This is a genomic window from Lysobacter sp. A289 (assembly GCF_054072675.1).
Map to the genome: position 1 here is coordinate 987,387 of NZ_JBSVRN010000001.1, position 23,911 is coordinate 1,011,297.

The window sequence follows — 23,911 nt, forward strand, 5'->3', positions numbered from 1 at the left end:
GCGGGTAAAAACGACTCAGACGTGGTTAGTCCTCCAAGAGTCGAGCGGCAGGATTATCTGAGGCGCCACCCGCTTGGAAGTACCCAATCACACTCGACACCGCCCGATGCTCGGTCAGCTGCATGATGGCCGGCAAGGACACCCCTTGGCGACTGGCCTCGGTGACGAACCCCGAGCGCAGGCTGTGCCCGCCAAAATCCCCCTCCAGTCCGGCCAGGCGTGCGCGGCGCTGCACGATCTCGCCCACGGCCGCCGGCGACAGGGCAGGGCCCACACGGTTCTTCCACAGCCGCCGGAAGATCGCCCCCTCGGTGACCCCCGAAGCGTCCAGCCACTCTTCCAGCGCCAGCGCGGCGCGATCAAGCACCGGCTTGTCCGGGGTCGAAGACGCGGTAACGCCCGCCTGCTGGGTCTTGCTGTGCTCAAGCCGGTAGATGTACCCCTTGTCGCCGATCCGGCGCAGATCACGCAGGTCTGCCGCGGCAATTTCGCTCCGACGGCGCCCACCGCTGGCAAATCCGAAGCAGAGGAGGGCGCGGTCCCGCAGGCCTTCCAGGCTGTCGTCACAGGTGGCCAGCATGGCTTCGAGTTCCGCCAGGGTGATGGCGGTCTTCTTGCGGGGTCGCACGCCGCGTTTGACCGCGGCCCGGGCGGCCCGGCTGAGCACGGTGCGCACGGCCGGCTGTTCGCAGGGATTGGCGACTTGCTTGAGCCGGTGCGCGGTGGACAGGACCGCGACCCGGTGCCGGACCGTGGCCAGCGTCCACGGCCCGGGCTTGGCTTTCAGACCCGCGGCCACCAGCGCCTGATCGACCGCCAGCGGCAGTTCCCAAGCCAGCTCGCCGTCGGCGGAGCGGCGCTGGACATGGTCGACCACGAACTGCAGCACGGCAGCCTCGGGTACCGGTAGTGTCAACTCGAGTCCGTAGCGCGCCGCGTGCCAGCCGGCCCAGTAGCGCAGGGCGGTGGCGTAGCTGCGGGTGGTGTTGGCGGCTGCGGCTTCGGCCAGCAGTTCGCGCACTGCGTCGGTGGCCTGCTGGGCCAGCTGATCGGGCAGGACCAAGCCGGACGCGGCTTGCGCGAGCACCGGAAGTGCGTGATTATCTTTCATAGTATGTATGTTTTAATACGATTGTGACCGTCTAGCCACGATAATCATCACTTATCACCAGTACGGAATCAACAGAGTAGGGCGCCCGCATAGGAGGCCGCAGCATGGCAAAAGGCATCACCGAATCCGACGTCCACGCCGCGGCTGACGCGCTGGTCGCCGCCGGCGAACGGCCGACGATCGAGCGGATCCGAGCGCACCTGGGCACCGGCTCGCCCAACACCGTGACCCGGTGGCTGGAGACCTGGTGGCAGGCGTTGGGTGCTCGACTGCAGGGACATCAAGCGCGTCTGGCGGTGCCCGAAGCACCGGAAACGGTCGCCTCCTTGGCAGCGGACTGGTGGGCCTTGGCGCTCAAGCACGCTACTGGCATCGCCAGAGAGGTTCATACTGCCGATCGCGCGGCTCTACAGGCGGATCAGGCGGCACTTCAGCTAGATCGGGAGAACTTCGCCACCGAGGCGGCAGCACTGCGTGACCAAGCGGACGCCTCTGCGCATGCGGAACGACTCGCCTCATCCCAGGCTGTCGAGCTGCAGCGGTTGACCAGCCAGCTCGAGGGACAGGTTGAGGAAGTCGCCGCGCAGCGCGATTCCGCGCTCGCGCGCACGACCGAAGTCGATGTGGCCCGGAACGCTGCAGAGGCCCGTCTTCAGCAGCTGCAGGATGCAGGTCGAGCCGAGCGAGAAAGCTTGGCGCAGCATGTGCGGACCGTTGAAGATCGCGCTCACGCAGAGATAGATCGCGCCCGCCAAGAGACCAAGGAGCTCAAGAATCGTCTGGTGGCTGCGACCAGAGAGCAGGCCGCCATTGAGAAATCGCTTCATCAGGCTGCCGAAAAGGCCAAGGTCGCAGCAACTAAGGCGAGTCGGGACGCTGGTATCGAACGTGCACGCGCTGATGCCTTGGAGAAGCAGTTGGCCAAGCTTCAAGATCTTCCGGCTGCTCTGGAGGCGGCGATGCGCAGGAGTGAGACGCCAATAAAGAAGGCTCGCTCGCCCGGCAGTAAACGTGCCGTTCGTGTGTTCGGGAAACGCGCTAAAGTCTCGGAAGAAAGCTAGCTGGGAGCTGCACGAGTCAACGAGATACTTGCCAAACCCAGCTGGCTTTGGGCTGCGGCCGCGGCCTTCAGAGAAGCTCTGTTCGAAGCAGCTAACCTAGATTTGCACAGGCCGGAGCCTTGACTAAGGCACGTTTGGACACAATACATTGAAAATCACGTCTGCCACCGGATGATCCAGCCCGCAATGATCAGTGAGAGCGAACTCGAAGAACGCCTGGAGCGTGCTCGTGGGAATCCGGAAGAAGATCAGGAGTTCTTTCGATACCTGCTTGAAGCCACCGTGTACGCCCATGTCCCAATCTCAGACGACTCGGCAAAGCTCCGACTGATCCAGTTCAAACACCCTGATGGCTTCGACGCTCTGCCGTTTTTCACATCCGAGTCTAAGGCGGCAGCCGCGGCCGGCCGTTCAGCGCGTATCGTGACCTGCGTGGGTCGCGAACTGTTTGAGATGACGCGCGGAGCCACTTTGATGCTCAACCCGAACGATGGTGGTGCCGTGTTGTACCCGGAAGAGATTGAGTCATTACTGACCTCGGGGACGGTCGCTCAGGTCAGGAAGGACACGTGGCATGGAGGACCAACTTGGTTCGGCTCACCCGATCAACAACCTCCCTGGCTGGTTCCTGTTCTTACACAGACACTAACGAAGCAAACATTCGTGGAGTCTGCATACTTGATCCAAACCGCAACTGCAGCACATCCAGAGGTGGTCTCTCTGCTCATTGTGCTAGGTGTAGCACCCGAATATTCGGAACGCGCAGCGCGTGCGTGCATGACTTCGATGCAACCCGCGATCCAGCAATCTCCGCCGGACCAAACGATCGATCTAACGGTGTTTGATCCGGCCGAAGGGCTGCCGGCTTACATCGCTGAAAGCGACGTGGAGCCATTTTACATGGGAACCACAGAGGCCCGGAAGATCTGATTTCACCGGGAGCAATGGCCACGCTCCGCTTCAGCAGTTGGGCCAAGCTGGTGCTTACAACAACCAGGTAACCCATGGATATTCCTCAGTCCTCCACGGTCATTGATTCGGTCATTGCCAAGTTTGTTCACCGGTTGTTCCCGAGCTATGTCAATCCTGCATTTGTAGCTTGCCCGCCGGATTGCACGAAGGCCTTCTTAGGAGCGCTTGCACACACGGTTGCAGATCGTGGGGTGGAAACCGAAGTCATTGATCTCCGTCCATCACCTGCGACCACCTTGGGCCAAGTTACCGACCGCATTTACCTTTCTAACCGTCAATCTGGGGAACCAGCATGCCCACGCTCTCTCGTGGTGCTCCTCGGGTTTGACTTGTTAGAGGGGCACGACCGGGAAGAGCCAATCTATCCGTTTCGGTCGGAATTTCAGTTCGATGAGCGTCATATGTGGCTGTTTTTGGGCCATGATCGCAGCAGATTGGCTCGATTGTTCCACAATCGAAAGCTTCCTCTGTATTTGGCGGCAGGTGACCTTACGCCACAGGAGTGGCGCTGACAGACATGATCACAGGAGTCGGGTTAGTCGGTACACGTGAATATTGCGACAGCGACTATCAGTGATTGTTCAACGTGGGGAGACAAGACCGCTTGCGGTGGAGGCTGTAGCCAAATCTCCTCAGCGATTGAGGAGTGTTAAGCCATGTGCTGGGTCCAAAGCTGGGCTTACAGCAACTGGAGCAATGGCAGAGCTCATCTTCAGCAACGGACATGGCACTGGCCAGCGTGCGATGCGGAGTACTCTCTGCTTTGGGCATCCAGAGAACGCCACGGTTCGGCATTAGTTCAATTGTGAGCATGTATGACTGCGTTGCTCAGAAAAATCCACACCGATGAGTGCATCACTAAACCAGTGGGCATGCATGACTGCGTGCAATGGGCACTATGAGTGCGTGGTCAGGGCACACAAGACTGCGGTGCCCAGCTGGGTATGGATAACCGCAGGCGTTGCAGGCTGGATAATCAAGACCGCTGCAATTGCGTAGGGTTGCCGCATACGTTGGGTGCTCAGCAGTGCGCTCAACAACAACCGCGCCGGACAGTCCGACTAACGAAAGCGGATCGCTTGCAGTGGCAACCAATGCCGCATAGTCCGTATTAGCTGACGATGGGCCATCGTGGAACGCTTTAGTTGACGCCGGTGAACGGGTTAAATGCGTTGGTGGTACGCATCGGCTGACAGATCAACAAGATTTCTGAGCGATTAGCAGGACACACGTGGGTCAGATTTCACCGATCCCAGTGCTCAAGAGGCCAGAAATTTCAGCGTACATGTCCGGTGATGTCCTTAATCTCCGCCTCTGTTCGTCTTGGTTAGACCTGTCTGCCTCCAAAGAGCACAGTTTCTACTTGTGGCAAGCCGAATTTTCCGGGGAGAACAGCGGGGGAAATCAAGACCGTGGCAATTGTGTAGGGTTGCCGCATTTTCCGGGGAGAACAGTTCGTCAGAGGCGTACAGGTGTACCCACCTGAGTGCAGAGCGCCGTCGCTGTACCCACTTGAGTGGTCGTTCTGTACCCGAGATGTGCAGAGTCCTGACCCACTTGAGTGCGCTGAGCAAATGCGTTGGTGGTACGCACCGGCTGACTATCAACAACCGGATATTCTTGTGGTGAGCGCTCTACGTGGAGTTCAAAGCTGAGTAGAGTTTTCGACAGCTGTCCTACGCTGGGTAGTGACGTCTACGTCAGTTGGGCACCTTATCCGCGGGGACTGTTTAGAAATCTCTGCGATGAACACATCAGGCGGGCCAACAGGCGATGCAGGAAGCGGGCCAGTCTCTGCAACTTCGCATAATGCATATTATGTAAATAGATGTAACAAAGGTTTCACCTGCATGTTCCCTTCCCGTCACCTCGTGCAACGACCATGAGCCCTGTTCATGTAGCGGCGACCGCAACATACCGCGCACCGCCTCAAGTCACCGGCTCGGATTGATGGGTGCCCCCGGGCAGCCCTGAGGGAAACAACAGATGAAAATTGGAACTCTTGCCTGCGGGCTGTTACTCGCGGGTCTGTCTGGTTGCGGCCTGCATCAAGGCCAAGTGCGTGGAGCCACCGGTGCGGCGGACCCGGTCTTCGATACTGGCGAGCGGCGCTGGCTGGCCGGCGATCATCACATCCACAGCGAGTTCAGCGCGAAGTACACCGACAACGCGGACTCCGGCCAGCCGCCCACACCGGTGTTCGGCGCCGACGGCCGCTATTCCATCACCGACAACGCGCTGAAGGCACGCGCGCACGGCCTGGCCTGGATGGTCTCCACCGACCACGGCGGCCCCAACCACTCCAAGATCAACCACGATGACGCCTGGCCCGCGCTGCAGCAGGCTCGGCGGGAAGTGCCCGAGGTGGTGCAGTTCTTCGGCATGGAGTTCGATACGCCGGGCGGCGACCACAGCAGCCTGATCATGCCGCACAGCCACGACGAACGGAGCCACCTGCACACGATCGAGTCGCGCTGGTCGCAGCGCGATGCCTGGCCGCGCGACCCGTCCCGCGACGCCGAGCCGAAGATGCTCGAAGCGCTGGAGCACATGCGCCAGCTGGAGGCACCGCCAGTGCTCATCGCCAACCACCCCTCCCGCTCGGCGACGGACGTGGGCGTGTACGGCAAGTACGCCCCGGCCGAGTTCCGGGCCTGGAACGACACCGCGCCGCAGGTCGCAGTCGGCATGGAAGGCGCGCCCGGCCACCAGGCCGCGGCCATCGATCCGGATGGCGGCATCGACCCCGAGGGCGCTCGCGGCGGCTACAAGAATGCCCCGACGATGGGCGGCTTCGACCAGATGACTGCGCGCCTGGGCGGATTCTGGGATTCGATGCTCGGCGAGGGCCGGCGCTGGTGGGTCACATCGACTTCCGACGCCCACCGCCACTGGCGCGACGGCGGCAGCGATTTCTACCCCGGCGAGTATTCCAAAACCTACGTGTTGGCCGAACACGGGCACGACGACATCCTCGACGGCATCCGCAACGGCCGCGTGTTCGTCACCACTGGCGATTTGATCTCGGAGCTGGACGTGGTCGTGCGCAGCGGCGCCGAGCCGGGCACCCGCGCCGGCATCGGCGGCAGCCTGCACGCCCACTCCGGCAGCGACGTCGAGGTCGCGATCCGGGTTCGCGATCCGGCCGGCACCAACCACGGCGGCCACTCGCCGGAGGTTGCGCGCATCGACCTGATCGTCGGCGAAGTCACCGGCTCGGCCGTTGACCGCAGCAACGACTCGAATCCGACCACCCGCGTGGTGCACCGCTTCACCGCCACCGACTGGGTGCGCGACGGCGAGTACCTGACGATGACCCGCACCCTGCCCGCCATCGCGACGTCGAGCTACCTGCGGGTGCGCGGCACCAGCACCACCGACCTCGAGCCGGCCGCCGACCCGCGTGGCGAGGATCCATGGACGGACCTGTGGTTCTACAGCAACCCGGTGTTCATCGACGTCCATTGACCCGGGCGGTCTCCACGACTGCCCCGCCCTCTCCTACCGCACTCCGCATCCCCGCTGGTCACCCGATGACCGGCTCCACTTCCGCACAACTTCACTCCAGGGAAAATCACGATGTTCAGGACCACCTCGCTCGCCACGGCGCTGGCTATCGCGCTGACCATGCATGTCCAGGCGCACGCCCAGACCGTTTCCGGTCCGTCTCCGGATCCGGCCGGCATGGGTGACCCAGCCTCCCGCGCCGAGAGCGGCACCATCTCCGGCGTGGTGTCCGACAGCGGTCGCGGCGGCTACCTCGCGGGTGCCGAAGTCCGCGTGAGCGGACTCAACGTGGTCGCGGTCACCGGTTCGGACGGCCGCTTCACCCTGCACCGCGTGCCCGCCGGCCAGCACCAGCTGACCGTCAGCTACGTCGGCCGCCCGGACGTGCGTGAGAACGTAACCGTCACCATCGGGCAGACGACCTCGGTCAGCCTCGACGTGGCCGCCAATGGCAACGCCACCGACCTGGACAGCGTGGTAGTCACTGCGCCGCGCCCGATCGCCGAATCCGAGTACGCCGCACTGCAGGCTCAGCGTGCTTCGACCTCGCTGGTCAACGTGGTCGCCGCCGACTCGATCGGCCGCTTCCCCGACCAGAACGTCGCCGCTGCGCTCAGCCGCCTGCCCGGCATCGCGGTCGAGCGCGATCAGGGCCAGGAACGCTACGTCAACCTGCGTGGCGCGCCGTCGCGCTGGACCACCATCGCCTTCGACGGCGTCAACGTGATCAGCCCGGCCGGCCGCACCGCGCGCCTGGACACCATCCCCTCCTCGATCGCCAGCCAGGTCATCGCCCGCAAGGCGATCACCGCGGCCATGCCCAGCGAGACGCTGGCCGGCAACATCGACATCATCACCCGCAGCCCGTTCGACTATGAAGGCCTGAAGGTGGGCGCCGACATCGGCATCGGCTACAACGACCTGGGCGGCGGCAAGCAGTACAACTGGGGCGGCTTCATCTCCAACAAGTTCGCCGACGACCGTTGGGGCGTGCTGCTGTCCGCGTCCAAGTACTCGCGCGACATGGTCACCGACAACTTCGAGTCCGATCCCGAAGTCGCCAGCGAGGACCAGGAGCCGGGTGGCGATGAGCGTGTGTGGTTCGACGCCCACCAGAACAAGCTCTACCGCCTGACCCGCGAGAACGAGTCGGTCAGCGGCCGCCTCGAGTTCCGCCCGAACGACGACCACCGCTTCTTCCTGAGCTCGATCTACACCGAGTTCAGCGACCACGAGATGCGCAATGCGATGGAGTTCGACCTGGACGCGAACGCGGTCAAGACCTCCGATACCCGTCCGCAGTCCGAGGCGCAGCGCACTGGCTATGCCGACGTCCGCACCGGCAACACCCCGTGGAGCGGCACCGTGCATGGCGTGGAGATGGACAGCACGCTCAACATCAACAACACGGTGCAGAGCATCTTCACCACCACCCTGGGCGGCGACCAGGACTTCGACGCCTGGCGCACCAGCTGGCGCCTGAACTACACCAAGGCCGAGGAGGACAAGGGGCCGTCGTTCAACTCCAGCTGGGTCAGCCCCGCCGAGCGCACCCTGCGTCCGACCGTGGACTACGACTTCACCAACCGCGAGCTGCACCGCGTGACCCTGTGGGACACCATCCGCAACGCCGATGGCTCGTTCTCCAAGGGCAACCTCAAGCGTTCGCTGGACTCACACGACTACAACTTCGTCAATCTGCGCAGCAACCGCGGCCTCGCGGTAACCGACTCCTATAGTGGGCGCATGGACCTGTTCCGTGACACCGAGCTGTTCGGCCGTCCGACCGAACTGCAGTTCGGCGTGCAGTACGACGACCGCACCAAGGAGAACAACCAGAGCCGCTTCGAGATAACCGCCGCGCAGCTGTCCGCGATGGGCATCACTCAGCCGACCATAGCCGACTTCGCTTCCGACAAGCCCTACAAGGGCAACCTGCCGCTGGGTTACAGCTTCCGTTACCACGACGAAGGACGCGCCTGGGACCTGCTTGACGACCTGCGCGGGCAGGGTGCCGGCCGGATGGTGGACAGCGTGGCGATGGACGAGTGGTACGAGGTTTCGGAGAAGATCGGTGCCGTCTACGGCATGGCCACCACCCACTTCGACTGGGGCAACATGGTTGCAGGCGTGCGCGGTGAGTACACCCGCAACGAGTCCTCGGCGTTCATGGAGGACGACAACGGCTACGAGCGGATCACCGTCAGCGATAGCGGCGTGGAGTTCTTCCCCAGCGTGCATGTGAACTGGGATCTCAACGACGAAATGAAGTTGCGCTTCTCGGCTAACACCGGTGCCGCGCGCCCGGACTACACCGACCTGCGGCCGAACTTCGCCATCAGCGACGAGGACCAGGAGATCGACGGCGGCAACCCGTATGCCGACACCGAGAAGTCGATCGGCTTCGACGCCTACTTCGAGTGGTACATGCGCCCGCAGGGCTTCTTCTCGGCCGGCGTGTACTACAAGGATCTGCGTGACGTGCTGTTCGACGTGGCGATTCCGCAGTTCGGCAGCAACGACCTCAACACCCCGGACATCGACCGTTCCGAGTACACCTATTACACCCTTGCCAACGGTGGCGAGGGCTACCTCCAGGGCCTGGAGCTGGCCTACTCGCAGAAGTTCGGAGGGCTGGCCGAGCGCTTCAACTTGCCGATGTGGGTCGGTGACTTCGGCATCACCGCCAACGTCAACTTCAACGACAGCGAGGCCACGACCCCGGACGGCCGCAAGGTGTCCCTGCCGGGCACCTCGGACGTGATCTACAACGCCTCGGTGTACTACGAGGCCTACGGCCTGTCGACCCGCCTGAGCTGGCAGCACCGTGATGAGTGGATCGACGGCATCGGTGAGGGCGGCGTGATGGGCGACGAGTATTGGAGCGACGTCGGTCGTCTCGACTTCTCGCTGCGCTACGCGTTCAACGACAACGTCGAGATGTACTTCGACGCCAACAACCTGCTCAACGAGTCGGGCATCCGCTACCAGGGCGATCGTCAGCGCACCACCGAGTTCGAGCAGTTCGGCAAGCGCTTCATGGTCGGCGTGCGGATGAACTTCTGATCCGATCCCGCGCCTCCTTCGGGCCGGGCCGGGCGGTGGATGCCGCCTGGTCCGGCCTTTTGCGTATTTCGCGACACCCGCTATGGAGACCTCTGATGAACCTGCACCCCACCCTGCGCTCGCTGCTTCCCACCGCGCTGGCCATCGGCCTGCTTGCCGCCTGCTCGCCCGCACCCGACAGCGGCGCCACGCCGGAAGTCACCGCGGTCGTAGCGGCCAATGCCGGCGCCGAGGCGGCGACTCCGGCCACCGCCGCGGTTGGCGCGATCCGCGCGCGCATGCTGCAGCAACTGCCTGCCGTCGACCTCGCCGATGCGGGCGTGGACGACGTCCTGCCCTTGCTCACGCCGGACGAGCTGGAACTGCTTTCGACCGGCTTCCTGCGCTTCACCGTCGACGCGCCGGCCAGCATCTACGTGATGCAGTCGCCGGACTCGGAGGCCGAGCCGTTCTGGCTTGAAGCCCAGGGCTTCGAACGCACCGCCCTGGATGCCGTTGTCGATGGCGACGACACCTACAGCGGGTGGCGCAAGCAGGTTCCGGCCGGTTCGGTCGACCTGGGCGTGCCGTCCATCGAGGGCGGGATCAAGCCCTACTTCGTGCTGGTCGGCCCGGCCGAAACCGGCGGCGCCGCGCCTGCAGTCGCTGCGCTGCAGCCTGCCGCGATGTCCTTGGGCACCGCTACGGTCGGGGAACCGGTCTACGCCGACGAGGAGGACGCGCTCGACCGGATCGATCCGGCACTGGACGGCCTAATCCTGGTGCGCACGTTGGAAGATCGCGAGGACGAGGCGCGCCTGCTGGGCTGGTTCCGCAACACGCCTCACCCGAGCAGCGCCGATGCCGACCACGTGGTGTTGACCTGGAACGGCGACCCGCGCACCACCCAGTCGGTGCAATGGCGCACCGCGCCGAGCAGCGCCAACAGCCGCCTGCGTTACACCGTGGAAGGCAGCGATGCCGCCCCGGTTGTGATCGAAGCCGATAGCCATGAGATCCACACGCCTGACGTGGCCAACGACCCGAAGGTCACGCGCCACACCGTCGCGTTGCAGGGTCTGCAGCCGGGCACCGCTTACCACTATGCGATCGGCGACGGTCAGGCATGGGGCGAGACGCGTCGCTTCACCACCGCACCGGCGCAGGACGAGGCCTTCAGCTTCGTCTATATGGGCGACGCCCAGAATGGCCTGAATACCTGGGGCGGACTGGTTCGCAAGGCCCGCACCGCGCACCCGGAGGCCGCGTTCTACGTCATGGCCGGCGACCTGGTGAACTGGGGCGAGCGCCGCGACGACTGGGATCTGCTGTTCCAGAACTCCGGTGGCGTCTACGACAACCGCCCGCTGGTGCCGGCGATCGGCAACCACGAGGTCGACCAGGGCCGCGCCGCGCTCTACGTGGACCAGTTCGACCTGCCGCGCAACGGTCCGACCGGCGTCGAACCCGAACGCGTCTACGCGATGGAGTACGGCGGTGCCCAGTTCGTGGTGCTCGACTCGAACCTGCCGCCAGAGCAGCAGACCGAGTGGCTGGGCCAGACCTTGGCCGCCTCGGACGCACAGTGGAAGTTCGTGGTCTACCACCACCCGCTGTACTCGACCAAGCCCAATGACCGCGGCCAGCCCGCGCTCAAGGCGGCCTGGGCACCGGTATTCGAGAAGCACGGCGTCGACCTCGTCCTGCAAGGTGATGACCACGCTTACCTGCGCACCTTCCCGATGAAGGGCGACCAGGTGGTGTCCTCGCCGGCCGAGGGCCCGGTCTACATCCATGCAGTGGCGGGCACCAAGATGTACAAGCAATCCGACGCCCCGTACATCGCCAAGCGCTTCACTGACACCTCGACCTATCAAGTGATCGACATCGACGGCGGTCGCTTGGCTTACAAGGCCTACGACATCCAGGGCAACGTGCTGGACGAATTCACGATCGAGAAGTAACAGCGGCATTGCTGGCGGCCTCTCTCATCGTCAAGACGATGCTTCGGGCCGCCAGTTCATCCGATCCTTGCCAATGCGCCACCGCCTGTATGGCTTGAAGCCAACTACGGGATCGGTTTCCCGCCAAGCAGAAAGCGCGCCTCAATACCACGGCGTCGTTGTGCAGTTCGTCATGCGCCGAGTACACGAGGGTGATGGGACCTTAACCGAAGGAGGCGATCACACCATCGGAGGATCGGTCTCACGCTCGGGGTGGCGATGACGGGCAACAGCGCTGATAAAGCTTTCAATGCTTCGTCCAAGCTTCTTGCCACCGCCGAGCACGATCCCGGGATCGTCTTCGCCTGTCGGCAATGTATGGGACACTCCGGCGCCCTCCAGAAGCGCCAGCGATTCACCCAATGCCAGGATCGCCTTGCCGTGACGGTACTGGTCCTTGATGAATTCGGCCGTGTGCCCGTCCTGTTTCAACGCTGCCAGCCCGGCGGCACCATCGGGCAGCACCAGCGCGTCGAACAACACCGCCGGCTCATTCTCCATAGATGCATCCGCGTCGAGCATGTCGCCCGCCACAGTCTTGAATGGACCGATGCGGCTGCCGACCAGACGCGGCACCGCGCCGGCCGCAAGCAATGCCGCCTGCACGGCGGCCACGGCCTCGCCGTCAATGCCGTCGGCGACCAGCAGCGCGATCTTGCGCGTGCGGATGCCGCCATCGCCCGGGCGCGCCAGCAGTGACAGCGCGGGCGACCGATCTACTTCGGGCTTGGGCGGTTTGGCCAGTGCTCGCGGCATGGGCGCCGGCATTGCCATGCCCAGACCCTGCGCAACACCATTCGCCAGCGGGTCGGACACGTTGCGCAACATCGACACCACGCGCTCACGGATCGCCGGCACGGTACATTTACTCAGCTCGAAACGGAACGCGGCGATGATGTGCGCCTGCTCGGGCGGGCTCTGGCTGTCAAAAAACAACGCCGCCTGGTTGTAGTGTTCGGCGAACTTCTCCGGCTTGCCGCGTATCTCATCCTGCTGCACCGGTTCCGGGAACGACACGAAACCCGCGGTACCCGCCTGGAATGGACAACCGCCGCCGAGGCTGTTCGGCTCGTAAGCGGCAGCGCCACGATGGATCGCCTGCCGATGCATGCCATCGCGCTGGTTGTTCTGCACCGGTGCGATCGGCGCATTGATCGGGATCTCGTGGAAGTTCGGCCCGCCCAGTCGCGTCAACTGGGTATCGACATACGAGTGGATGCGACCGGCCAGCAGCGGATCGTTGGTGAAATCAATGCCGGGCACGACGTGCGCGCTGCAGAACGCGACCTGTTCGGTCTCGGCGAAGAAGTTGTCGGGATTGCGGTTGAGCGTCATGCGCCCGATCGGCGTCACCGGCACCAGCTCTTCAGGCACGATCTTGGTCGAGTCGAGTACGTCGAAGCTGAACTTGTCGGCCTGCTCCTCGGTGAATACCTGCACGCCCAGTTCCCACGATGGGTACTCGCCTGCTTCAATCGCCTCCCACAGGTCACGCCGGTTGTAGTCCGGGTCCGCGCCGGCAATCTTGACCGCCTCGTCCCAGACCAGCGAGTGGGTGCCGAGCAGCGGGTTCCAGTGGAATTTCACGAACACCGACTCGCCGGCTTCGTTGACGAAGCGGAACGTGTGCACGCCGAAGCCCTGCATCATCCGGAAGCTGCGCGGGATCGCGCGGTCGGACATCAGCCACAGGATCGTGTGCATGGACTCGGGCATCAGCCCGACGAAGTCCCAGAACGTGTTGTGGGCCGAGGCGGCCTGTGGCATCGCGTTGTTCGGCTCGGGCTTGACCGCGTGCACCAGGTCGGGGAACTTCATCGCGTCCTGAATGAAGAACACCGGCATATTGTTGCCGACAAGATCCCAGTTGCCTTCGTCGGTATAAAACTTGACCGCGAACCCGCGCACATCGCGCGCAGTGTCCTTCGAGCCGCGTTCGCCGGCGACGGTGGAGAAACGCACGAACACCGGCGTGGTCTTGCCAGCGGTCTGGAACGGCGCCGCGCGAGTGAGTTTGGTCAGCGGCTTGTAGCACTCGAACACCCCATGCGCACCGGAGCCGCGCGCATGCACGACGCGCTCGGGGATGCGTTCGTGGTCGAAGTGGGTGACTTTCTCGCGCAGGATGAAATCCTTTAGCAGCGCGGGGCCACGTAGGCCGGCCTTGAGCGAATTCTGGTTGTCGGCGACCGCCACGCCCTGGTTGGTGGTCAGGCGCTGGCCGCTGCCATCCACGCGCACGCGATCCAGCGGACCGACGGTTGGGTTGTTGCCCGCTACGGCCGGATTGCCAGTCTTGCTGGAGCGGTTCGCTTCGGCCAGCGTGCTTGCGCCGACGAGGTCGGATGGTGGTTCGACATGCAGGCCTTCAGGTGGCGCGAGTGCATTTTCGTGACCGTGTTCGGCAGCCTTGTTGGCGTTGTGCGGCATAGCCGCGACGGTGGCCTCGACATCTGCCGCCCGCTGGGCGAGCGCGTCGCCGGTGCCCGAAGGCGGCGCAGTCGAGGCGCCGCTATCGGACGCTCGCGCTGCCGATTTTCCGGCAACCTTCTTCGCCTTGCCGTTGGAACGGGTACGCTTCGAAGTGGTCATTGGATTGATCCTTTGCGCGTTCCTCTGGAGTACCAGAGTCGGTGACGGTGCACTCAACTTGAGCGGCTGGGCGTGACGCCAACGCGAAGCATTGCAACGGGGTAACGACCGCAGGCATGCCCCATTACCCTGGGTGAAATGGACCGGGCAATTCAGCCCAACTGAATACGCACCTGGTGCTCCGCGCCGTCGTCGACCAGGGCGATCACCCCACCCCGCTGACCGTCTTGTTGCGATGGCACGACGACACCATCCAGCTCCGCCGTGGCAACGCCGTGGCTGACCCGATCCGGATTCTCCACGTTGATGACATACCGCGACGCGCCATGCCGATAGCGGATAGTGAACCCCGGCCAGGCGGCGGGAATGCACGGGTCGATCAGGAGATGGTCGCCGCGCAGGTGGAAACCCAACATCGCTTCCAGGCCGGCGCGGTACAGCCATCCACCCGAGCCGGTGTACCAGGTCCAACCGCCCCGCCCCGCCAGTTCGTCAACCGAGTACACATCGGCGCAGGACACGTAGGGTTCGACCTTGTAGTGTTCGGCAGCGGCTGCGGTTTCGCTGTGGCGGATCGGGTTGAAGATGTCGAACAGTTCGCCGGCCTTGTCGCCGTCGCCCAGTTTCGCCCACGCAAAAATCGCCCACAGCGAGCCATGGGTGTACTGGCCGCCGTTCTCACGGATGCCCGGCAGGTAGCCCTTGATGTAGCCAGGGTCGTGCGTGGACTTGTCGAACGGCGGAGTGAACAGCATCGCGACCTGGTGCTCCCGGTCGACCAGGTGCTCGTCCACCGACGCCATGGCCTGCGCGGCATGGGCCGGGTCACCCATGTCCGAGATGACGCTCCACGATTGGGCGATGGTGTCAATCCGGCACTCCTTGCTGGTGTGCGAACCCAACGGGGTGCCGTCGTCGTAATACGCACGGCGGTACCACTGTCCGTCCCAACCGGCGGTCTCCAGCGCGGCCTTGACGGTCGCAGCGCAATCACGCCAGCGTGCAACCCGTTCGTGGTCGCCACGTGCTTCGGCGATCGGCGCAAAACGCTGGATATTGTCCAACAGGAACCACGCCAGCCAGATGCTCTCACCCCTGCCCTGCTCGCCCACCCGGTTCATGCCGTCGTTCCAGTCGCCGGTGCCGATCAGCGGCAGGTCATGCGGGCCCAGCGACAGGCTGACATCCAGTGCCAGTGCGCAATGTTCGTACAGGCTGCCGTGCTGCCCGGATTGCGTGGGCTGGAAGAACCCCTCGTGCTGCCCTTCTTCCAGCAGCGGCCCTTCCAGGAAAGGCAAGTCCTCATCAAGCACGCCGGTATCGCCAGTGGTGTCCATGTAATGCATCGCGACAAACGGCAACCAGATCCGGTCATCGGTCATTCGCGTGCGTACACCCTGCCCCGATGGTGGCAGCCACCAATGCTGCACGTCGCCTTCCACGAACTGCCGGGCGCCTGCGCGCAACAACTGTTCGCGGGCGATATCCGGCCGGGTGATGCACAGCGCGGTGACATCCTGCAGTTGATCGCGGAACCCGTAGGCGCCGCTGGACTGGTAGTACGCCGTGCGCGCCCACATCCGGCACGCCAGGGTCTGGTAGAGCAACCAGTCGTTGAGCAGGATGTCCATCGCCCGGTCCGGCGTCTGCACCTGCACCTGGTCAAGCACGCCGACCCACAATGCCGTGACGTCCGCCAGCACGCGTTCGATGTCCTGGTCACGGTAGCGGGCCACCAACTGCCGCGCCTCGCTGGCCGATGCCGCGTCGCCGAGCAGGAACATGACATCGACCTGTTCGCCAGCGGCAAGCTCGATGCCGGTCTGCAGCGCGGCACAAGGATCCAGCGCGGCGCCCACACGACCTGACAGCGCCGCATCGGTCGTCAGCGCGGCGGGCGCATCTACCGATCCCAGCCGGCCCAGGAACTCGCCGCGGTCGCCAGTCCACGATGTCTGCCGGCCGCCCAGGTCGGCATAGGCAACGCGTTCGGCAAACTCGGCGCGCCAGCGGTTGCAGGCAAACACCGCGCCGGTTTCGTCGTCGTGGTGGATGACCACGTACGGTGCCGGCACTTTCCCGTTCGGCCCCAACGCCCATTCGACGTAAGCGGTGATCGACAATCGCCGTGCGTGGCCCGATGGGTTGCTGATGCGCAGTCGCGACAGCTTGATCGGGTCTGCTGTCGGCACGCATTGCAGCAATTCGATTTCCAGCTCGTAGGCGGTATGGGTGTAGCGGGTCCAGCCTTTGCCGTGCTCGCTGGTGTAGTCCGCACCCGGTACCCGGATCGGAGACGGCGTCGCGCTCCACAGCTCGCCGCTGTCCAGATCACGCAGGTACAGCACCTCACCGGGCATGTCGCTGACCGGGTCGTTCGGCCACGGCGTCAGCGGGTTCAGCTGACTGGTTCCCGAGAACGTGTGCCCGCCCCCCTCGGCGGTTGCCATGAAGCCGAAGTCGGGATTGGCGATCACGTTGGTCCACGGTAACGGCGTGCACCGGCTGCCGGACAGACGGATTGTGTAGTGACGACCCTTGCCGGTGAATCCCCCGTATGTGTTGTCGAACTCGACCCCGGCAATCGGCGGGGTAACCGACCGGGGTTCTGGTTGGGTGTCAGATCCAGACGTGGCCTGGCGTTGGTCGCTATCGCGTAGGTGCCCGTCGCCGGCTCGGCTGGGCTGTGCCCTGGACTGACCTGCCACGGCAGGACTCGCTTCTGCGCGATCCAACTTGGCCGCATCGCGATGTTTGCCACCCGTACCGGCGTCCAGGATCACCCGCGCAGCCGTGGCCAGGTTGTCGCGCTTGGCCTGGTCGGTCTGGTCGCCGCGCACGAGGAACACACTGGCATCGACACTGCGACCCGCCGCCGTGGCCTCGGATTCCAAAGCCGCGGCTTGCGTCTCGATCCTGCTGGCGAGGGATTCTTGCAGCGTGTCGCCGTCATCGCCGGAGGCGCCTTTCAACAGCACGATATCGGCGCCGAGTCCCTGCCAATGCAGGTAACGCTGTACCCGCAGCAGTTGCTCGATCCCTTCCAGGTCGGCCGCGCTGGAAACATGCAGCAACACGATGGGCCGGTCGCCGGATATGCCCAATGGCCACAGGCTCGGTTGGCCGCCAGCGCCCCGCTCGATCTGCTGCGCTGGCGCACGCCATGCGGGATCGGTATACAGCAACGGCGACGCAAGCTCACGGGCGCGATTGCCGGCGGCGTCATCGATACCGAACCGCTCGCGCTGCTTGCGCGCCTGGGTAACTGCCGCCTCCATGATCTGCTCGCACCGTTGGCGGCTGCCGATGCCATCGGCGAGCCTGCGCGCGGTTTCCAGCACCGCGTCCCGGTTCGGCCCGACGCAGGTCCAGAACGTGACCCGCGCCGAGGAGCCCGGCTCGACGGACACTCGTCGGCGCAAGCTGAACACCGGGTCCAGCACCGAGCCGGCGGTGTTCGACAACGCCACGCCATCCTGCATTGCCGCCGCATTGCGTAATGTCCGGCCGCGGCCGAGGAACCGGGCGCGATCGCTCTCGTATTCACTGGTCGTGCTGCCCTGCCCTTCGACCACTGCCACGTGTGCCGCCCAGGTTTGCGACTCACCGGCATCGCGGAGACGCCGGGTCGCCAACAGGATGCCGGCATCGGGCAGCCATTCGGTCTGCACGAACATCTTGGAAAACGACGGGTGCGATGCGTCCCCTGCCGCCGAGCCAAGAACCAGTTCCGCATAGGAGGTCAGCTCGACAACGCGCGCTTGATCGCCGGTATTGACCAGTGTGATGCGACGCAGCTCTGCATCGACACCTTCCGCGTCGAACCCGGCCGCGACGGCAACCTGCAGGATCGTGTCCAGGCTCCCATCGCGTCGTTCAATACGGAACATGCCATCTTCCGCGAACGTCTCGTAGCTATCCGGCCGGCCCGCGCAAGGCTGCAAGCCGGCCGACCATGAGGTGCCATTATCGGCATCACGCAACAGGATGTAGCTGCCCCACGGGTCGCGGGTCGGGTCTTCCCGCCAACGGGTGACGGCCAGCCCATTCCAGTGGCTGAAACCCGACCCGGCGTCGGTGACCATTACCGTGTAACGGCCGTTGGACAGCAGGTTGGCGCGCGGCGCGGCGGCGACAGGCGGCATCGTTGGCATGGCAATCGAACCTCCACGGAACCCGCTTTCCATCCTACGCGGCGGCCGTGACGATTCCTTGCACGCCACTCCGCTACGCTCCGTGGATGGCGAACTTCGCTCCCGACGACGATGCGTTGCTGGATCAGTTGCAACACGCGGCGTTCGGTTACTTCCAGCAAGCCTTCAATCCGCTCAATGGGTTGGTAGCCGACACATCTCGACCCGGCTCTCCCTGCAGTATTGCGGTCGTGGGATTCATGCTTTCGTCCTGCCCGGTTGCGGTCGAACGCGGCTGGATGGACCGCAGCGAAGCCGCTCACCGCTGCCTGGCATCACTACGGTTTTTCGCTGGCAGCGACCAGAGCGGGAGCGAGACGGCCACCGGCTATCGGGGCTTTTATTACCATTTCCTGGATATGGATACCGGCGCTCGCATGTGGCGCTCGGAACTGTCGACCATCGACACCGCCCTGCTGATGGCCGGCGTATTGCTCGTAGCGGAATACTTCGACGCGGACAACCCGGATGAGACCGAGTTGCGGCAGCTCGCCGACAACCTGTATCGGCGCGTGGACTGGGCGTGGGCACAAGGCGGCAAGGCCACCATCCGGCATGGCTGGAAACCCGAATGCGGGTTCCTTCACTACGGCTGGGATGGTTATGACGAGGGCATCATCCTGTATATCCTTGCACTCGGATCACCCACGCATCCGATTGACCCGAAGCACTACGACGCGTGGACGGCCACCTACCAGTGGGAGAACCTGTACGGCCATGAATTCCTGTTCGCCGGGCCGCTGTTCGTGCATCAGTTCTCCCACACCTGGATCGATTTTCGCGGCATCCAGGACGAGTTCATGCGCCAAAAAAATTGTGATTACTTCGAGAACACGCGACGAGCGGTGGCGGTCCAGCGTGAGTACGCATGGCGCAACCCGCGCTGGTTCCGGGGCTACGACAGGGACTGTTGGGGCCTGACCGCTTGCGATGGACCCAACGAGGGCACCGCCGCGGTCGTCCAGGGAGTGCAACGCATGTACGGCTATGCCGCCCGCGCCGTGCCGTATGGCCCTGACGACGGCACCTTGAGTGGCTGGGCTGCGATAGCCTGCATGCCCTTCGATCCCGCCGCCTCGCTGGCCGCGGCTCGTCATATGCTGAAACGCTATCCGGAGATGCTGACGCAGGGTAAGTACGCGAGCAGCTTCAACCCGACCCTGGGCGGCGAGCAGCCGCCAGCGTGGACATCGGATGGGTACTTCGGACTCGATCAGGGCATCGTGGTGCTGATGATCGAGAATTATCGTACCGGCCTGCCCTGGCGGCTGATGCGCGACTGCGACTATCTACAGGCCGGCTTGCGCCATGCCGGATACCGTGGAGGCTGGCTGGAATGAGCACGATGCAAACGCCCAGCGTCAACGAGCGCGATCGGCTCGACAACCTGCGCCCGCCGGATTGGCGTAATCCCCCACCGGCGACGCGGTATGACCTGGTGGTGATCGGCGCGGGGCCTGCCGGTCTGGTTGCGGCCCAGGAAGCCGCGGCACTCGGGGTGCGGGTCGCCCTGGTCGAGCGCGAAATGCTCGGCGGCAACTGCGTGAATACCGGTTGCGTGCCGTCCAAGGCAATCCTGCGTACGTCGCGGGTGTACGCACAGATGCATGAGGCGACCCGATATGGCGCGCAGGTGCCACCGGAGATGCCGGTCGATTTTGCGGCGTTGATGGAGCGCATGCGGGGGGTTCGCGCGCGCATCAGTCGTGCCGACTCGGCGCACCGATTGGCGCATGCCGGCATCGATGTATTCTTTGGCCAGGCACGCTTCCGTGGCAACGACTCGGTCGAGGTGGACGGGGCGACACTGCGGTTCCGCAAGGCGATGATCGCAACCGGCGCGCATGCGCTGATCCCCGACATTCCGGGTCTCGCGGCGGCCGGTTACCTGACCAATCACGATGCGTTCGAGATCACCGAACTGCCTCGCCGGCTGCTGGTCATCGGCGGCGGCCCGTTGGGTTGCGAGCTGGCGCAAGCGTTCTCCCGCTTCGGCAGCCGGACCACGATTGCCCAGCATTGGCCGCTGTTCCTGCCCAGGGAGGAGCGCGACGCCGCGCAGGTCCTGTCCAGCGTACTGGCCCGTGACGGGCTGGAGATCCGGCTCAACACCCGCGCCGTCCGGGTTCGGGTGGAGGCGGGACGCAAGCTCATCGACCTGGTCAGCGACGATTTCGAAAGCACGGTGGAGGCAGATGTCATCCTGACCGCAACCGGCCGCGTACCAAACGTCGAGGGCCTGGAGCTGGAAGCCGCCGGGGTTGAATACGACCCGGACCGGGGGATCCATGTCGATGACTTCCTGCAGACCACCAACCCGCTGGTTTATGCCGCCGGTGATGTTTGCCTGGAGCACAAGTTCACCAATGTCGCCGAGGCTTCGGCGCGGATCGCACTCCACAATGCCCTGCTCGATGTCGGCGAAAAGTTGAGCGGGCTGGTCATCCCCTGGTGCACCTACACTGATCCGGAGATCGCCCACGTCGGCCTGCACGTGCGCGATGCCCGCGAGCTTGGTATTCCGGTGACCACGTTCACCGTCCCGATGCACGATGTGGACCGCGCGATTACCGACAACGAAGAGGTTGGCTTCGTGAAGATTCACGTCCGGGACGGCAGCGACCTGATCATCGGCGCGACCATCGTCGCCCGCCACGCCGGCGAGATGATCAGCGAGATCACCCTGGCCATGGTGGCAGGGATTGGCCTGGGCACGCTGTCCCGGGTCATCCACGCCTACCCCACCCAGGCCGACGCGATCAGGAAGGCCGCCCAGGCCTACGTCGCCGGCCTGGCCACCACATCGACAAGGAGACAATCATGAAACTGGGAATGATCGGATTGGGAAAAATGGGCGCCAACATGGCCGAACGACTGATGCGCGGTGGCCATGAAATCGTCGGCTTTGACCCCAGGCCCGAGGCGCGCACCGAACTGGAGGGCAAGGGTGGGCAGTCGGCTGCCTCGCTGGAGGAGATGGTCGAAAAACTCCCCGCGCCCAGGACCGTGTGGATGATGGTGCCGGCCGGCGACATCACTGAAAGCACCGTCACTGCCCTGTTGAAGCTGCTGCAGGCTGGCGACATTGTGGTGGATGGGGGCAACTCCAATTACAAGGACACCCTGCGTCGCGGCCAGCTGACGGCCGACAAGCAGATCCACTACGTCGACTGCGGCACCAGCGGCGGGGTCTGGGGGCTGGCGGAAGGATTCAGCCTGATGATCGGCGGCGAGAAGGAGCCGGTCGAGCGATTGCGAGGTGTGTTCGAAGTGCTCGCGCCGGGCAAGGACCAGGGTTGGGGCCACGTCGGCCCGGTTGGTGCCGGTCATTTCACCAAGATGGTCCACAACGGCATCGAGTACGGAATGATGCAGGCCTACGCCGAAGGCTTCTCGATCATGGAGCACAAGAAGGATTTCGGCCTGGACCTGCACCAGGTGGCCGAGATCTGGCGCAGTGGCAGCGTGGTGCGCTCCTGGCTGCTGGATCTCACCGCCCGCGCGCTGGACAAGAACCCGAGCCTGGACGGGATCGCACCATGGGTCGACGACTCCGGCGAGGGACGCTGGACGGTGGCCGAAGCCATCGACCTGGACGTCTCGGCACCCGTCATCACCTTGTCGCTGTTGCAGCGTTTGCGCTCGCGCGATACCGACTCCTACTCCGACAAGCTGCTGGCGGCGATGCGCCACCAGTTCGGCGGTCACACGGTAAAAAAAGAATGAGCATCGTCGATGTAGCCGGCCCCCTGCCCCAGCGGGTGCGCTGGCATCAGGTCGAAGGCTCGGCGGTACTCACGCAAGCGGCCTGCCTGTGGGTGCTGGACGCGTCAAAGCGCGCCATCGCCGCACGGGGACGGTTCGTACTCGTCCTGTCCGGGGGCCGCACGCCACAGGATGTCCATGCGCTTCTGCGCACCGCCGACACGGACTGGTCACGCTGGGAAATCTGGTTTGGTGACGAGCGTTGCCTGCCGGTGGACGACCCGGGGCGCAACAGTCTCATGGCCAATGACGCCTGGCTCTCGCATGTCCCGATACCGTCGGGCCAGGTCCACGTGATGCCGGCCGAACTGGGTGCCGAGGCAGCCGCGCGCGCCTACGCCGAAGCACTGAAAGCGCCAGGGCAGAACGGATCGCCATCGGCGAGTGCCGAGCCATTCGATATGGTGATGCTGGGCATCGGCGAGGACGGGCACACCGCCAGCCTGTTTCCGGGGCACGACTGGGGAGTACCGGACAATGCCGACGACGTACTGGCCGTCTTCGACTCGCCCAAGCCGCCGTCGCAGCGGGTGTCGCTCAGCGCCGCCCGTTTGAGCCGGGCTCGCGAGGTGCTGTTCCTGATCGAGGGAGATTCCAAGCGCGATGCCGTGGCCCAGTGGCGGACCGGCAATGACTTGCCGGTCGCAGCCATTTGCCCACCCGCCGGAGTCGATGTGCTGCTGGACGCGTCGTTGCTGCCGGCGGCAGGAGACCCGGCATGAACTGACGAGTGGTCAAGCTACGATCAGCAACGGTACGGTCATACCTTGTCGAGATCATGGCTGCAGCCAACTGGTTACGACGGTTGCCATGCCTTGGAGTGCAGGCAAATTGAGGGCCAAGTGAAGCAATGGCAAATATCAGTACGAACCAGCTCTTCCTGCCGGCGGTATTGGGCATGCTATTGGCGACACCAAGCTTCGGATCCGAGCGTATAGCGCCTGCTGGCAACTGCCTGGATACCCGATTGGTCAATGAAGTGTTCCAGGCGGATGAGCGCACTCTTGCAGTGGCGGCGTCCGACGGGCTGCGTTATCGATTGAGCTTCACGGATGCTTGCGGTGACGTCACGACCGCCTCCGACGCGAAGATGCTGGCCAAGGACGGGTGGATGTGCGGTACCGGCAACGAGTTCATCGCGATGAACGATCGCCTCTGCCCAGTAGACAGTGTCGCCAGGATCAGTGCTGCCGAGTATGCCGAGCACGCCCGAGCCAGTCATACCAGCCCTGACGGCACCGTAACGCTGTCCACCGTCAGGGTACAGGGCGAACGGCGACGTGGATTCGCAGCCTCTTCCAACTACTGTATCAACCCTCGATATATACGGGGCTGGTCGGAAGACCCCGAAGGCGTGGTTGTGGAAATGGACCCACGCCGCTCTGGCGGTAACCGATTCTATCGGGTGGAACTGACCGGTTCATGCCCTCAACTGTCAGGCGGCAGCGCCATGTCCATGCGTTCCGGCATGGGTATCGGTCTGGTTTGCGGAAACCCGGGGGACACGATCCAGACTGGAACCCGCGCATTTGCCGGCGGTAGGCCACCGGATTTCCTTATGACGGGAAGCGACCGACTGCAGATATTGGGGGCAAAGTTTGGATGCCCTGTCCGATCCGTCTACCCTATGGATGCCCACTGATTCGAGCGATCTGCAGTCGG

General features: G+C 64.2%; 14 protein-coding genes. 11 read left to right on the top strand and 3 right to left on the bottom strand.

From position 1 onward, the window contains the following. Positions 1 to 25 precede the first annotated feature (25 nt). The gene (locus ACW5DN_RS04575) at positions 26 to 1,111 is read right to left on the bottom strand and encodes a site-specific integrase (RefSeq protein ID WP_456961560.1); all 1,086 of its coding nucleotides are present in this window, start codon (positions 1,109 to 1,111) and stop codon (positions 26 to 28) included. A gap of 104 nt (positions 1,112 to 1,215) precedes the next feature. On the opposite strand from ACW5DN_RS04575, the gene ACW5DN_RS04580 reads away from it, so the two are divergent. From ACW5DN_RS04580 to ACW5DN_RS04605, 6 genes are all read left to right on the top strand, one after another. Continuing rightward, on the top strand, positions 1,216 to 2,172 hold the full coding sequence (locus ACW5DN_RS04580; protein WP_456961561.1) for a DNA-binding protein: 957 nt from the start codon (positions 1,216 to 1,218) through the stop codon (positions 2,170 to 2,172). A 171-nt stretch (positions 2,173 to 2,343) separates the two neighbouring features. Then, a complete protein-coding gene (locus ACW5DN_RS04585) occupies positions 2,344 to 3,102 on the top strand; it encodes an enhanced serine sensitivity protein SseB C-terminal domain-containing protein (protein WP_456961562.1) in 759 nt (252 codons plus the stop codon). A 74-nt stretch (positions 3,103 to 3,176) separates the two neighbouring features. Continuing rightward, positions 3,177 to 3,656: a hypothetical protein gene (locus ACW5DN_RS04590; protein WP_456961563.1), complete on the top strand. Its 480-nt coding sequence runs from the start codon at positions 3,177 to 3,179 to the stop codon at positions 3,654 to 3,656. 1,474 nt (positions 3,657 to 5,130) lie between these two features. Then, positions 5,131 to 6,612, top strand: a complete 1,482-nt coding sequence (locus tag ACW5DN_RS04595; RefSeq protein ID WP_456961564.1) for a hypothetical protein — start codon at positions 5,131 to 5,133, stop codon at positions 6,610 to 6,612. A 111-nt stretch (positions 6,613 to 6,723) separates the two neighbouring features. Continuing rightward, positions 6,724 to 9,717: a TonB-dependent receptor gene (locus tag ACW5DN_RS04600; RefSeq protein ID WP_456961565.1), complete on the top strand. Its 2,994-nt coding sequence runs from the start codon at positions 6,724 to 6,726 to the stop codon at positions 9,715 to 9,717. Positions 9,718 to 9,812: 95 nt separating this feature from the next. Then, a complete protein-coding gene (locus ACW5DN_RS04605; RefSeq protein ID WP_456961566.1) occupies positions 9,813 to 11,660 on the top strand; it encodes a fibronectin type III domain-containing protein in 1,848 nt (615 codons plus the stop codon). Between the two features lie 219 nt (positions 11,661 to 11,879). On the opposite strand, the gene ACW5DN_RS04610 is transcribed toward ACW5DN_RS04605, so the two are convergent. Together ACW5DN_RS04610 and ACW5DN_RS04615 are read right to left on the bottom strand one after the other, a co-directional pair. Then, positions 11,880 to 14,291 (bottom strand): catalase, encoded by a 2,412-nt coding sequence (locus ACW5DN_RS04610; protein ID WP_456961567.1) that lies wholly within the window; start codon positions 14,289 to 14,291, stop codon positions 11,880 to 11,882. Positions 14,292 to 14,443: 152 nt separating this feature from the next. Then, positions 14,444 to 18,445, bottom strand: coding sequence for a GH36-type glycosyl hydrolase domain-containing protein (locus ACW5DN_RS04615; RefSeq protein WP_456961568.1), 4,002 nt, complete (start codon positions 18,443 to 18,445; stop codon positions 14,444 to 14,446). An 86-nt stretch (positions 18,446 to 18,531) separates the two neighbouring features. On the opposite strand from ACW5DN_RS04615, the gene ACW5DN_RS04620 reads away from it, so the two are divergent. The 5 genes from ACW5DN_RS04620 to ACW5DN_RS04640 all read left to right on the top strand — a co-directional run bounded on the left by ACW5DN_RS04620 (position 18,532) and on the right by ACW5DN_RS04640 (position 23,891). Then, entirely contained in the window at positions 18,532 to 19,824 is a 1,293-nt protein-coding gene (locus ACW5DN_RS04620; protein WP_456961569.1) for a glucoamylase family protein, read from the top strand. Further along, the gene (locus ACW5DN_RS04625) at positions 19,821 to 21,308 is read left to right on the top strand and encodes a mercuric reductase (protein WP_456961570.1); all 1,488 of its coding nucleotides are present in this window, start codon (positions 19,821 to 19,823) and stop codon (positions 21,306 to 21,308) included. Before ACW5DN_RS04620 ends, ACW5DN_RS04625 begins: the two co-directional genes overlap by 4 nt. Continuing rightward, positions 21,305 to 22,210, top strand: coding sequence for a phosphogluconate dehydrogenase (NAD(+)-dependent, decarboxylating) (gene gnd / locus ACW5DN_RS04630; RefSeq protein WP_456961571.1), 906 nt, complete (start codon positions 21,305 to 21,307; stop codon positions 22,208 to 22,210). Before ACW5DN_RS04625 ends, gnd begins: the two co-directional genes overlap by 4 nt. Next, a complete protein-coding gene (pgl, locus tag ACW5DN_RS04635; protein ID WP_456961572.1) occupies positions 22,207 to 22,971 on the top strand; it encodes a 6-phosphogluconolactonase in 765 nt (254 codons plus the stop codon). Before gnd ends, pgl begins: the two co-directional genes overlap by 4 nt. Before the next feature lie 128 nt (positions 22,972 to 23,099). Beyond that, positions 23,100 to 23,891 (top strand): DUF6491 family protein, encoded by a 792-nt coding sequence (locus ACW5DN_RS04640; RefSeq protein ID WP_456961573.1) that lies wholly within the window; start codon positions 23,100 to 23,102, stop codon positions 23,889 to 23,891. The last annotated feature ends 20 nt before the right edge of the window (positions 23,892 to 23,911 follow it).